The organism is Conexibacter sp. W3-3-2 (genome assembly GCF_009707605.1).
In the GTDB taxonomy this organism is placed as follows: domain Bacteria; phylum Actinomycetota; class Thermoleophilia; order Solirubrobacterales; family Solirubrobacteraceae; genus Paraconexibacter; species Paraconexibacter algicola.
In genome coordinates this window covers 4,825,283-4,837,400 of sequence record NZ_WLYW01000001.1, presented here as the reverse complement: position 1 = coordinate 4,837,400, position 12,118 = coordinate 4,825,283, and the positions used below count along the sequence as shown (strand labels likewise).

The 12,118-nt window shown below is 76.7% G+C and carries 11 protein-coding genes and 1 pseudogene; 5 read left to right on the top strand and 7 right to left on the bottom strand.

All coding sequences use genetic code 11. The annotated features are described in order from the left end of the window. A partial coding sequence (locus GKE82_RS23205) for a methylated-DNA--[protein]-cysteine S-methyltransferase (RefSeq protein ID WP_154734908.1) occupies nt 1-377 on the top strand: 377 nt, incomplete at its 5' end. Nucleotides 378-384: 7 nt separating this feature from the next. Here GKE82_RS23205 and GKE82_RS23200 read toward each other — a convergent pair. Beyond that, nucleotides 385-558: a hypothetical protein gene (locus GKE82_RS23200; protein ID WP_154734907.1), complete on the bottom strand. Its 174-nt coding sequence runs from the start codon at nt 556-558 to the stop codon at nt 385-387. Nucleotides 559-992: 434 nt separating this feature from the next. Here GKE82_RS23200 and GKE82_RS23195 point away from each other — a divergent pair, with 434 nt between their 5' ends. Further along, a complete protein-coding gene (locus tag GKE82_RS23195) occupies nt 993-2,378 on the top strand; it encodes an AMP-binding protein (RefSeq protein ID WP_154734906.1) in 1,386 nt (461 codons plus the stop codon). On the opposite strand, the gene GKE82_RS23190 is transcribed toward GKE82_RS23195, so the two are convergent. The 4 genes and pseudogenes from GKE82_RS23190 to GKE82_RS23175 all read right to left on the bottom strand — a co-directional run bounded on the left by GKE82_RS23190 (nt 2,375) and on the right by GKE82_RS23175 (nt 6,801). Further along, nucleotides 2,375-3,430 carry a hypothetical protein gene (locus GKE82_RS23190; protein WP_154734905.1) on the bottom strand — a complete coding sequence of 352 codons (1,056 nt, stop codon included), beginning with the start codon at nt 3,428-3,430 and terminating at the stop codon, nt 2,375-2,377. The genes GKE82_RS23195 and GKE82_RS23190 overlap by 4 nt on opposite strands. 20 nt (nt 3,431-3,450) lie before the next feature. Further along, nucleotides 3,451-4,468 (bottom strand): annotated as a pseudogene (trxB, locus tag GKE82_RS31685) (thioredoxin-disulfide reductase). Nucleotides 4,469-4,540: 72 nt separating this feature from the next. Continuing rightward, nucleotides 4,541-5,887, bottom strand: coding sequence for a lysylphosphatidylglycerol synthase transmembrane domain-containing protein (locus GKE82_RS23180; protein ID WP_107570049.1), 1,347 nt, complete (start codon nt 5,885-5,887; stop codon nt 4,541-4,543). Continuing rightward, complete coding sequence (locus GKE82_RS23175; RefSeq protein ID WP_309233784.1) at nt 5,884-6,801, bottom strand: phosphatase PAP2 family protein; 918 nt, start codon at nt 6,799-6,801, stop codon at nt 5,884-5,886. Before GKE82_RS23175 ends, GKE82_RS23180 begins: the two co-directional genes overlap by 4 nt. A gap of 24 nt (nt 6,802-6,825) precedes the next feature. Here GKE82_RS23175 and GKE82_RS23170 point away from each other — a divergent pair, with 24 nt between their 5' ends. Both GKE82_RS23170 and GKE82_RS29305 read left to right on the top strand, forming a co-directional pair. Next, nucleotides 6,826-7,827 (top strand): NAD(P)-dependent oxidoreductase, encoded by a 1,002-nt coding sequence (locus GKE82_RS23170; RefSeq protein WP_154734904.1) that lies wholly within the window; start codon nt 6,826-6,828, stop codon nt 7,825-7,827. A gap of 9 nt (nt 7,828-7,836) precedes the next feature. After that, nucleotides 7,837-9,948, top strand: coding sequence for a protein kinase (locus GKE82_RS29305; protein WP_309233783.1), 2,112 nt, complete (start codon nt 7,837-7,839; stop codon nt 9,946-9,948). A gap of 3 nt (nt 9,949-9,951) precedes the next feature. On the opposite strand, the gene GKE82_RS23160 is transcribed toward GKE82_RS29305, so the two are convergent. Further along, entirely contained in the window at nt 9,952-10,635 is a 684-nt protein-coding gene (locus GKE82_RS23160; RefSeq protein WP_154734903.1) for an FHA domain-containing protein, read from the bottom strand. 154 nt (nt 10,636-10,789) lie between these two features. On the opposite strand from GKE82_RS23160, the gene GKE82_RS23155 reads away from it, so the two are divergent. Then, entirely contained in the window at nt 10,790-11,371 is a 582-nt protein-coding gene (locus tag GKE82_RS23155; protein WP_196189389.1) for an RNA polymerase sigma factor, read from the top strand. Here GKE82_RS23155 and GKE82_RS23150 read toward each other — a convergent pair. Next, complete coding sequence (locus GKE82_RS23150) at nt 11,346-12,107, bottom strand: gamma-glutamyl-gamma-aminobutyrate hydrolase family protein (RefSeq protein WP_309233782.1); 762 nt, start codon at nt 12,105-12,107, stop codon at nt 11,346-11,348. The two genes, GKE82_RS23155 and GKE82_RS23150, sit on opposite strands and share 26 nt — an antisense overlap. Nucleotides 12,108-12,118 lie beyond the last annotated feature (11 nt).

The following is a 12,118-nucleotide window of genomic DNA, read 5'->3' as shown; positions in this document are numbered from 1 at the left end:
CCCGGGTGCTCGCGGCGCCGGCCCGTCTCGATCCGCTGCGCCGCGAGCTGGAGGAGTACTTCGACGGCCACCGGACCGCGTTCGCGGTCCCGCTGGACTGGACGCTCGTGGTCGCGTTCGGTCGCCGGGTGCTGCGGGCCACGGCGGCGATCCCGTTCGGGCAGACCTCGACCTACGGGCGGGTCGCCGCGGCGGCCGGCAACCCGAAGGCGGCCCGGGCGACCGGGAACGCCCTGGGTCAGAACCCGATCCCGATCGTCGTCCCGTGCCACCGCGTCCTGGCCGCGGGCGGCCTGGGCGGCTACACGGGCGGCACGGAGCGCAAGGAGCTGCTGCTCGGCGTCGAGGGCGCGCTGCCCCCGCGGCTGCCGGGGTGAGCGGCGCTCAGGAGCGCGGGCGGTGGACCATCCCCTGGCCCTGCCCGGTGCGGTCGCGCGGCGTGCCGGCGGCGCCGACCGACCGGTCGGTCGGGCTGCCTCCCCGGCGTCCGAGGTCGACGACGAGCAGGACGAACGGCACGATGATCAGCAGGGCGATGACGACGAGAGCGAAGCTCATCCAGGCCTCCCGGTCTGGTCTGACGGCGATGGTCGGGTCGAGCGTGTCGGTCGTCCCTGCCCGGCCTACCGCACGTCTGGGTCCATTGACGCGCACGACGCTACGACGGACCGCCGTCCGGCCCGAACTGCACCGCCTTTCGGGCGGAAGCTGCGCAATCGCACCGCGCCGCAGGGAGGAACGGCGCCCGTCGTGCCGTACTCCGGAGCATCGGCGGGCGCCACGGGGCGCCCGAGCTCCGTCCTCGGGGGCCTTCCATGGACGCCACACCCACGCACCAGTTCACCTATCCGACCGTCGTGCCGATCGTCCGCACGGGCGTCGGCGGTCCGCTCGGCGCCGCCGCGGGCACGTCCCGCCCCGGCCCGCGGCGCTGACGGCGGCGCCCCGCGGCCGGCCCGCGCCACGGCGGCGCCCCGGGTAGCGTCCCGGCCATGGCCCAGCCGCGCCCCGGCACCCTCGAGGCCCTCGCGGCCGCCGCCCCCGACCAGGTCGTCCTGCGCGAGCACGGCTCGGGCCGCACCCGCACCCGCGCGGCGTGGGACGAGCAGGCGGGCGCCCTCGCCGCCGTGCTCGCCGACCGTCACGGGGTCGGCCACGGAGCCCGCGTCGCGATCCTGCTCGCGCGCCCGCGGCTGGAGCTGCTCGACCTCGTCCTCGCGCTCGCGAAGCTCGGCGCGGTGCCGGTCCTGCTGCCGCCGGGTGCCGACCCCGCGCCCGCCGACCCGGCGGTGGTCTTCGCCGCGGCCGGCGACGGGCCGCCCACCGGCGCCCTCACGCTCGAGGAGGACCTCCCCGCGCTCGTCGCCGGCGCCCCCGCGGGGACGCGGCCGCTCAGCGGCTTCCGCACCGCCCCGCGGACGGTGCTCGCCACCGCGGGCATGCCGACCCGGCTGCTGGAGCGCGACGACACCCACACCGACGCGACTGCCCTGGCCACCGTCGCCGGGGACCTGCTCGTGCGGGCGGGGCACCGGCAGGGCCGCGGCCACCTGCTCGCCGCCGCGCCCTGGCTTCCGGCCACGCTGCTGCACGCGAACGTCGCCGCGCTCGCGGGCGGCGAGCTGACGATCGTGCCGTCGGGGCGCCCGCAGGACTGGCTCGACGCCCTCGGGACCCACGAGCCCGGGACCGCCGTGCTGACGCCCGCCGACCTCGCGGCGATCCTCGCGCTCCCGGCCGCGACGCTCGAGGCGGCCGACACCACGGCGCTCGACGCGCTGCTCGTCGCCGGGGACCACCTGCCGCTCCCCCACCGGCTCGCCGCGGCCGATCTGCTCGGCGAGGAGTCGGTCGCCCCCCTCTACGCGACCGCGGAGCTCGGCCCCGTCGCCCTGCTGCACCGCGAGGCGCTCACGGCCGACCCGGGCACCGCGGGCCTCCCGCTGCAGGGCGTCGAGGTGACCGTGCGCGGGCCGGACGGCACCGCGGTCGGCCGCGGGACGGTCGGCCGGATCGACGCCCGCTCACCGCTCCGCGCGGGCCCCGCCGACGCGACGAGCGGCGACCTCGGGCTCCGGGACGAGGACGGGCGGCTCGTGGTCCTCGGCCGTCGCTGGGACGGCTGGACCGACGACGACGGCCGTCCCGTGGGGCCGCTGCGGGCGCAGGACGCCGCCCTCGGCGACCCGGCCGTCGCCGCAGCGGTCGCCACCGCGGACGCGCTGCTGGTGCAGGCCGCCGCGGACGCCACGCCGGACCCGGGCGCGCTCGCCGACCGCGTCCGGGCCACCTGCGGGGCCGACGCGGCCCGTGACCTCGAGGTCCGCGTCGTGGCCCGGCTGGCGCGCGACCCGCTGGGTCGCCCGGTGAGCGCCTAGGCGGGGCGCAGCACGCCGGCGTTGACGCCGCCGAGCAGGAACGCGCCGCGCAGCGACCACGCGCGCGGCGCGGGCACGAGCTCGGCGACCGGGAGCACGGTCCGCCACCGCGGGTCGGTGCGGTGGGCGTCGGCGACGGCACGCTCGAGCACCATGCTGTCGTGCTGGTCCAGCGCGCTCTCCGCGTCGGCCCCGACGAGCACCTCCTGGCCGGTCGCCTCGACGCGCTCGCGCAGGCCGGGCGAGCGCGACAGGTGCGGGTGCCAGGCGTCCGCGACGTGGCCGTTGCCGGAGACGACCCAGACGCCCTCGCGGGTGGCGAGCGCGAGCGAGCGGTGCCCGGCCGTGTGGCCGGGCGTCTGCAGGACCGCGACGCCCTCGCCGAGCAGCAGCGAGCCCTCCGTCTCGCGCAGGAGGTCGGTGCGCACGCCGTGCATCGCGCCGGCGTAGCGCGGCCGCTGCGAGGGGTGCGGAGCGCGCAGCGTGTCGGTCTCCGCGCGCGCGACGAGCACCTCGGCGCGCGGCAGCAGCGGCGCCCGGACGGCACGGTCGGTGCCGATCGGCACCTCGGTGCCCAGCAGCAGCCGTGGGTCCTGGCCGTGGAGGTGGCCGATGCCGCAGACGTCGACGTCCTCCGGCGTCAGGCCCAGGAGGTGCAGCGCGCTGGTGACGGTGTCCGGACGGGTGAGGGCGGCGGGCAGCGTCGCGCCGTCGGCGGCGGGCGAGTCGGGCACCCGCGGGTCCCAGACGAGCACGCGATCGGCGCCGGCCAGGTCGGTGAACCGCACGACGACGAGCCGGTGCACGACGGGCACGGTGCGCACCGGTGCGCGCCGCACGCCGGGGATCACCGTGCCGGCGGGGAGCGGCTCGACCACGAGGTCGAGCGTCCGCACGGCGGCGACCGGGGCGGCCGCGGTCAGCCGCGCCCGAACCTCCGTCGCGGCGGCCCGCAGCGCGGCGGGACGGTCCCCGCGCGGCCAGGTCGCCCAGGCGTCGTCGACCGCCTCCAGCGGTCGGGTGGGCAGATCGGTCCGGGTGGTCGGGCTCACGCCCGACCGACCCTACTTCCTCACTGGGCGGGAGCGCTCCACTGTGCCTCGGCGAGGTCGTCCCCGGCCTGCGCGAGCGCGGCGGGCGTCTCGACCTGCGGGGTGTCGCGGAGGTACCACTCGGCGTCCAGCGCCGCCTGGCAGCCGCTGCCGGCCGCGGTGATCGCCTGCCGGTAGGTGTGGTCGACGAGGTCGCCGGCGCCGAACACGCCCGGCCGGTTCGTGCGGGTCGAGCGGCCCTCGACCTTCACGTAGCCCTCGTCGTCGACGTCGATCTGCCCGCGGACGAGCTCGGACTGGGGCTCGTGGCCGATCGCGATGAACGCGCCGCCCATCGGGAGCTCCTCGATCTCGCCGGTCTCGGCGTGCTTGAGCCGCGCGATCCGCTCGAACGGTCCGTCCCCCTCGAGGAACGCGTCGACGTGGTACGGCGTGCGCCACTCGATGTTCTCGATCTGGCGGGCGCGGTCGAGCATGATCTTCGAGGCGCGGAACTCGTCACGCCGGTGCACGACGGTGACCTTCGAGCCGAACTTCGCGAGGAACATCGCCTCCTCCATCGCGGAGTCGCCACCGCCGACGATCACGATCGGCTTGTCGCGGAAGAACGCGGCGTCGCAGGTGGCGCAGTAGGAGATCCCCTGGCCGGAGAGCTCCTCCTCCCCCCGGGACGCCGAGCTTCTTGTGCTCCGCGCCCATCGCGAGGATGACGGTGCGCGCGCGGTGCTCGTCGTCGCCGACCTTCACGACGTGGATGCCGCCGGGCTCCTGCGCGAACCGGACCTCCTCGGCGAGATCGGTCACGAACCGGGTGCCGAACCGCTCGGCCTGGTCGCGCATCGTCTGCATCAGCGCGGGGCCGTCGATGCCGTCGCGGAAGCCGGGGTAGTTCTCGACCTCGGTGGTCTGCTGCAGCAGGCCGCCCCAGGCGAACCCCTCGATGACGAGCGGCTCGAGGTTCGCGCGCGCCGTGTAGAGCGCCGCGGTGTAGCCCGCCGGGCCGCTGCCGATGATGATCACGTTCTCGATGTCCGCCATGGTGCTCCGTCCGCTTTCCGAGGTCACTTCACTTTGTATAGTACCGGACCGGTCCAGCGGTCCGGACGCCGCTCACGCCGTCTGCGCCCCGTCGAGCGCCGGCGCGCCATCGGCTCGCTGCTCGCGCCAGCCGGCGACCGTTCGCCGCAGCTGGAAGTAGGCGACGATCCCGGGGATCGTCGGCAGCCAGAACGCGAACACGCGGTAGGCGAGCACGGCGACGAGCGCCAGCGACCCGCCGACGCCGAAGGCGACGAACGCCCCGATCATCCCGCCGTCCACCCCGCCGACACCGCCGGGCAGCGGCAGCAGGTTGCCGAGCATCCCGACGAAGTACGCCATCACGATGACCGCCCACGGCGGCGCCTCCCCGAAGGCGTGGAAGCACGCCCACAGGATCGCGATGTTGAAGCCCCAGTAGGCGATGACGCCGACGAGCGCCGGGTCCCGGCGCCCGATGTGCCGCAGCGCGATGCGCACGCCGGAGGAGATCGCCGCGGGCACCGTCGACAGCCGCACGGCGACCCGCGACAGCCGGCCCGAACCGCCCGCCCAGCGCTCGAACCGCCGCTCGACGTCCGCCGGGACGAACGTCATCAGCAGCGCGATCGTGATCACCGCGAGCCCGAAGACCGCCGGGATCACGGTGACCCCGAACGGCGCCGGACCCTCCAGGAGGTTCCAGCGCAGCCCGTAGCCGCAGAGCACGAGCGCCGCCATGTACACGGCGTAGGTGAGCACGAGGAACGCGATCGAGCGGTCCGCCACGTCGCGCCGTGACATGCCGCTACGTCGCAGCGCCCAGGCGGTCAGCGCGATCCCGCCGGCGCCGCCCGCCGCGAACAGCCGCGTGGCCGCCAGCCCGGCCATGGTGATCTGGTAGCTCTCGCGGTAGCCGATGCGGTGCCGTGCCTCGCCCGTGACGTAGACGCCCTGGAACAGCCCGACGTACCCGGCGAACGACAGGACGCTGAACGCGAACGCGAGCGCCAGCCACCACGGATCGCCGTCGCCGAGCCGGTTCCAGGTGTCCTCCAGGCCGCTGAGCTGCGGCAGCACGAAGTAGAAGAACGCGACGGCCCCGAGGATGAAGACGACCCCGAGGATCAGGGAGCGCCGGTCGAACTGGACCCGCGGCATCTCCTCGTCGAGGTGGTCGTCGTCGAGCTCGGCGGTCGACAGGGCCTCGCCGGCGAGCTCGGCCGCGACGCGCGGCGCGTCCTTGACGCCCATGCCGCCGAGCTGCGGCTGGGTCCGCGCGGGCCGGACCGGGCCGGCCGCCGGGACGTGCGGCGGCGCGGGTGGGGCGGCGGCGGCCGTCGGCGCCGGGGGCTCGGGGACGACCGGGTCGGGCGCCGCGGGCGGCAGGTCCGGGGCCGGCGGCACGTCGCCGACCGGTGGCTGCTCGCCCTGGCTCATGGGTGGGCGGCGGCCTCCAGCCGCTGCACCCCGCGCGAGAACGCGCGCAGCGCAGGTCCGGCGCGCGGGCCGACGCGCCGCACGCCCTCCGCCAGCCCCAGGCCCGCGAGGAGATCCACGACGTAATGCTCCCCGAGGTAGACCAGGCCGAACCCCAGGGTCAGCGCGTAGGTCCAGCCGACCGTGCCCGCGACCCGGCCGGTCTCCGCCAGGAGCCGGGCGGCCATCACGGATGTGGCGAAGTGCAGGGACGGCATGGCGGCCAGCGGATTTCCTCCGAGGAAACCGTACAGCGGCCCCCACCCGTCCTTCCAGAACTCCTCGCCGTGCTCGACCATCATGCGCCGCATCGCGGGCGCGCGACCCTCCTGCGCCGCGTACCACGGCGGTGCGGTGGGGATCGCCCAGTAGCCGATCAGGCCGAGGTCGAACACGCCGTACATCCTCGCCGCCCCGGCCGGGAACCGCTCGGGGTGTCGCACCAAGAGATAGGCGACCGTTCCGTGGGGGACGAGGAACCACAGCCAGTGGGTCCAGACGAGCGCCTGCTCGGCCGGACGCACGACGCCCTCCCGCCCCAGCGCCCGCTGGAGGCGCACGCCGGGCAGCTCGCCCAGGCCGATGACGCGGTCGATCCGCACCGGGTAGTCGATCCGCACCCGCTGCGCCTGGCGCTCGGGGTCGTCGGCGGGCATCTCGTAGGTCGCGATGTACGCCCACATCTGCAGCACGCAGGTGGCGACGTCGCGACCCCGGCTGCGGGGCAGCGCGACGCAGACCGCCACGGGGGCGGCCGCGGCCGTCGCGGTGACGACCGGCGGGGGCAGGCGCAGCCTGCGACGGACGAGCGGCGCCGCGACTCCGGCGACCACCGCTCCCCAGGCTGCCGCCTTGATGGCGCTCGACACGCGCACGGCGCGGCCAGTATAGGTTCGGCCATGGACGACGGGACGCGCGAGGGCGCAGAGGGTCGGCGCATCGTGGTCACGGGCGCGGGCGGGTTCATCGGCGCGGCCCTGTGCCGTCGGCTGGTGGCCGACGGCGACGAGGTGGTGGGCCTGGACCGCTCCCCCGCCGTCGCGGACCGCGTGCAGGCGACCGGGGCGACGTTCCGGGCGGCCGACGTCACCGACCCGGCCGGCGTCGCCGCCGCGGTGGAGGGCGCCGACGGCGTGATCCACACGGCGGCGCTCGTGTCGGACTGGGGCGCGATGGCGGACTTCGTGCGCGTGAACGTCGGCGGCACGCGCACCGTGCTGGACGCCGCGCAGGCGGCGGGCGTGCGCCGCGTGGTGCACCTGTCGTCGGTGGCGACGTGGGGCTACGAGTTCCGGGGCGACCTCGCCTCCGAGGACGCGCCTGCCCGCGTGTGCGGCGCGCCCTACGTGGACACGAAGACGGCCTCGCACCTGCTCGCGCTCGGGCGCGGGGCCGCGGTCGTCCGTCCCGGGGACGTCTACGGCCCGCACTCCGAGCCGTGGACGAGCCGGCCCGTGCGGATGCTGCGCGCCGGGCGCTTCGTGCTGCCCGGCGACGGCGGCGGCATCCTGACCCCGGTCTACGTCGACGATCTCGTGGACTGCGTCGTCCTCGCGCTGCGCCACCCGGACGCGGGCGGCCGCGCGGTCACGGCCCACGACGGCTCCCCGGTCACCGCGCGCGAGTTCTTCGGCCACTACGCGCGGATGCTCGGCCAGGGCCCGGTGCGGACCCTCCCGGCGCCGCTGCTGCGCGCCGCCGCGCTGGCGTTCGAGACCGTCGCGCGCCGGACGGGCGGCACCCCGGACGTCACCCGCCAGGCGCTCACGTACATCACGCGCCGGGGCGCGTACCCGAACACGGCGGCGCGCGACCTGCTCGGCTGGGAGCCCCGCGTCGACCTGGCCGAGGGCATGCGCCGGACCGAGGCGTGGCTGCGTGACGACGGGCTCCTGGGGTAGAACGGGCGCGTGACGCCCACCGAACTGCCACACGGGACGCTCTTCGCGGGCCACGAGATCCTCGGGGTCGCCGGGCGCGGCGGCATGGGCGTCGTCTACCGCGCGCGCCAGCTGGACCTCGACCGCACCGTCGCGCTGAAGCTCATCGCGCCCTCGCTGGCGGAGGACCCGTCGTTCCGCGAGCGGTTCATCCGCGAGTCCCGCGTGGCGGCGTCGCTGGACCACCCGAACGTCATCCCCGTGTTCTCCGCGGGCGAGGAGGACGGCGTCCTGTACCTGGCGATGCGGTTCGTGCAGGGCGACGACCTGCGGACGCTCGTGCGGCGGGAGGGCCCGCTCAGCGGGCCGCGGGCCGCCCAGATCGTCCGCCAGGTCGGCGCGGCGCTCGACGCCGCCCACACGCGCGGCGTCGTGCACCGGGACGTCAAGCCCGCCAACGTCCTGCTCGGGGAGGGCGACCACGCGTACCTGACCGACTTCGGCCTGACCAAGCGCGTGGACTCCGCCGGCGGCCAGACCCGGCCGGGCGGCTGGGTCGGCACGCTCGGCTACGTCGCGCCCGAGCAGATCCGCGGCGAGCGCGTCGACGCCCGCACCGACGTGTACGCGCTGGGATGCGTGCTGCACCACGCCCTCAGCGGCGAGGCGCCGTACCGGCGGGACTCCGACGAGGCGACGATGTGGGCGCACCTGCACGACGACCCGCCACCGCTGGTGGTCGAGGGCCTCTCCCCCGCGTTCGACGCGGTGGTCGCCCGCGCGCTGGCGAAGGACCCGGCCGAGCGCTTCCCCTCCGCGGGCGACCTCGGGCGGGCGGCCCTCGCCGCCGCCGACGGCCGCGCGGACCTCGCCGCCGCCGCCGGCCGCGTCGTGGCGACCGGGGCGGCCGCGCCGCAGGGGCGCGACGACCGGCCCACCGCCGCCCCGCAGCCGCCGGCCCCCGCGACCGACCCGGACGCGACCCGGACCGGCACCCCGGCCACCGATCGCGTCCCCGGCGGTCCTCCCACCCCGGCCACCGACCAGGTGACGCCCACGGGTCCGACCGCCGCCGGCCCGACCGCGACCGGCGGGCGCGCGGGCGGCGCCCGTCGCCCCGTCGCGATCGCCGCGGCCGCGGCCGTGCTGCTGGCGGCGGGCGGGATCGGCGCCGCGCTGCTGCTCGGCGACGGCGACGAGCCGACCACGCCGCGGACCGCGACGACCGGGTCCACCACGACGACCACGGACCGACCGCGGGTCGCGCGGGTGACGGCGACGCTCAGCGCGGGCTCGCGGCCCAACGACGTGGCCGCCGGGCCGCGCGGGCTGGTGTGGATCGTCAGCAACCCCGACCGCCGCATGAGCCTCGTCGACGGCGACCGCGACCGCCGCGGCGACCGCCAGCCCGAGATCGGCCCGGGCGCGCAGAGCGTCGCGGCGGGCCTCGGGCGGATCTGGGTCGTCAAGAACGGCACGAACTCGCTGATCCAGCTGAGCGACCGCAGCGGCGTGCGGACCGGCGCGGCGACCGTGCGGCTGCCCGCCGGGGAGCCGGTGCGCGTGCGGACCGGCGAGGGCGCCGTCTGGGTCGGCATCCGCGGCAGCGCCCCGGTCTCGCCGGACATGGTCGAGACCGTCGTGAAGATCGACCCCTCCAGCGGCACGCAGCAGTCGATCGCCGTGCGCGGCGGGGTCCAGGACCTCGACGTCGGCGCGGGCGCGGTCTGGGTCACCGGCCGCGGCAGCGAGACCGTCACCCGCATCGACGCGCGCACGGGCGCGCAGCGGCGGTCCTCCACGGGCCGGATGCCGCGCGGCGTCGCCGTGGGCGGCGGCAGCGTCTGGGTCGCCAACAGCGCCGAGGGCTCGGTGACGCGGATCGCGGTCGACGACGCCACCGACCGCGACCGCGTCCGCGTGGGCACCGCGCCGCGGGGCGTCGCCTACGGGGCGGGGGGCGTCTGGGTGACCAACGAGCTCGACGACACCGTCACGCGGATCGACCCGCGCAGCAGCGAGGTCGTCGGCGAGCCGATCGACGGGGTGGGGCGACGGCCCGCCGCGCTCTCGGCCCGCGGGGACCGCGTCTGGGTCGTGTCGCCGCAGGACGGCACGGTCGCCGAGATCCGCGTGCCCTGACCGTCAGAGGTCGCGGACGGCGATGACGCCGCGCTGCAGCGCCTCGGCCACGAGCCGGGAGCGCTTCTGGTTCTGCGGCAGGTGCTCGATCCCGAACCGCTGGAACAGGCCGCGCAGGTGCGCCTTGACCGCGTCGACGCTGAGGTGCAGCGCGTCGGCGATCTCCTGGTTGGTGGCCGGGACGGCGAACTCGTCGTGCTTGTACGGGCGCGCGAGCGCGAGCAGGACCTGGCGCTGGGTCGCCGACAGCTCGGCGGGCGCCGCGCCGTCGCTGGCGACCTGGGTCGGCCGGGACTCCTCCAGCTCCGGCCGCCGGTAGGCCAGCAGCGTGCGGCCGACCCGCACGACGTCGCCGTCGCGCAGCCGGTACCGGCCGCTGATCCGCTGCTGGTTGACGTAGGTGCCGTTGCGCGAGAGGCCGTCGTCGCTGATCGTCCACTCGCCGGCGATCAGCTCGAGCTCGGCGTGCAGGCGGCTCACCTCGTCGTCCCAGCCCAGGGCGACGTCGCAGGTCGTGCCGCGGCCGAGGCTGAGCCGCTCCCGCGCGCCGTCGAGCTCGACGAGCGTCTGCGCGCCCTCGCCGTCGCGCAGCACGAGGAACGGGCGCCCGAGCCGCTCCGCGTCGATCCGCGCGCGGAGCTCGGCCGGCGAGGCGGCGTGCGCGGCGAGCGGCGAGCGATCGGGCATGCGGCAAGGGTCGCACAGCGTCCGGCCACCTCCACACCTGGGTGTGGGATCCCGCCACCCCGGGGGTGGGAGGTGTGACCCCGGGGTGCCTGGGACGGGAGGGCGTGCGGGCGGAAGCTGCTTCCACCACCCGACGCGACGAAGGACGACCACCGTGACCACCCTGCTGCTGCACCCCACCACCGCCCGCACCGCCACCGACGAGGAGCTCGTCGCCGCCGTGCGCGACGGCGCCCACGGCGCGTTCGAGGCGATCCACGCCCGCTACGCCCACGCGCTACTGGGCTACGCCCGCAACCTGCTCGGGGGCGCGCACCACGACGCCGAGGAGTGCGTCCAGGACGCGTTCGTCCGCGCGCTGCGCGCCCTGCGCGCCGACCCGGACCGGGAGATCACGCTGAAGGCGTGGCTCTACACGATCGTCCGCAACGCCTGCCTGGACCGGCTGCGCAGCCGCACGAACCGCTCGACCGTCGGCCTCGACGACCTCGGGGCGCTGCTGTCCGACCGCAGCGGCGACCCCCACGACGTGCTGGCGCGGCGCGAGGCGGTCCGCGAGGTGGTCGCCCACGTCCGGGCGCTGCCCGAGCGCCAGCGGCTGGCGCTCGTGCGCCACGAGCTGGAGGGCCACTCGCACGTCCACGTCGCGGCGAGCCTCGGCGTGACCCCCGGGGCCTCGAAGGCGCTCGTGCACCGCGCCCGGCAGGGCGTCAGCGCCGCGGCGGTCGCGGCCTGACGGCCGCCTGCGCGTCGCGCAGCGCGGCGACCTCGCGCACGAACGCGGCGACGACCGGGCTCCCGGGATCGACCTCGGGGTGCCACTGCACCCCAACCGCGAGCCGGCGCCCCGGGTCCTCGATCGCCTCGACGAGGCCGTCGAACGGCGCCCGACCGCTGACGACGAGGCCGGCGCCGAGCGCGTCGACCGCCTGGTGGTGGTGCGAGAAGGTCCGGTGCACGGTCTCCCCCGCCAGCCGCGCCGCCGCCGAGCCGGGCTCGAGCGCGACCTCGTGCTCGTTGCCCGCCCACGCGCCGACGGTCCGCCGGTGCTCCTCGGTGCCGAGCACGTCGGGGAGGTGCTGCACGAGCGAGCCTCCACGCGCCACGTTGAGCACCTGCATGCCGCGGCAGATCCCCAGCAGCGGCAGGTCGCGCTCCAGCGCCCGGCGGGCGAGCGCGAGCTCGTAGGCGTCGCGCTCCGGCGTGGTGACGGTGACCGCCGGGTCGCGCTGCGCCCCGTAGGACGCGGGGTCGACGTCGGTGCCGCCGGTGAGCAGCAAGCCGTCGAGGAGGTCGAGCACCTCGTCGGGATCGTCGCGGTAGGCGGGGTCGGGCACGAGCATCAGCGCGTGCCCGCCACCGCGCTGCACGGCCTCGTGGTAGACGGACGGGTTGAACGCGGCGGGCTCGTTCCAGGCGCCGTAGCGGATGGGCTCGACCGAGGACGTGATGCCGATGACGGGGCGCGACACACGGCGATCCT

Excerpts from the sequence above, each read along its gene's own strand:
- GKE82_RS23170 (WP_154734904.1), top strand. The coding sequence starts at position 6,826 with ATGGACGACGGGACGCGCGAGGGCGCAGAGGGTCGGCGCATCGTGGTC.
- GKE82_RS23180 (WP_107570049.1), bottom strand. The coding sequence starts at position 5,887 with ATGAGCCAGGGCGAGCAGCCACCGGTCGGCGACGTGCCGCCGGCCCCG.
- GKE82_RS23160 (WP_154734903.1), bottom strand. The coding sequence starts at position 10,635 with ATGCCCGATCGCTCGCCGCTCGCCGCGCACGCCGCCTCGCCGGCCGAG.
- GKE82_RS23200 (WP_154734907.1), bottom strand. The coding sequence starts at position 558 with ATGAGCTTCGCTCTCGTCGTCATCGCCCTGCTGATCATCGTGCCGTTC.
- GKE82_RS23195 (WP_154734906.1), top strand. The coding sequence starts at position 993 with ATGGCCCAGCCGCGCCCCGGCACCCTCGAGGCCCTCGCGGCCGCCGCC.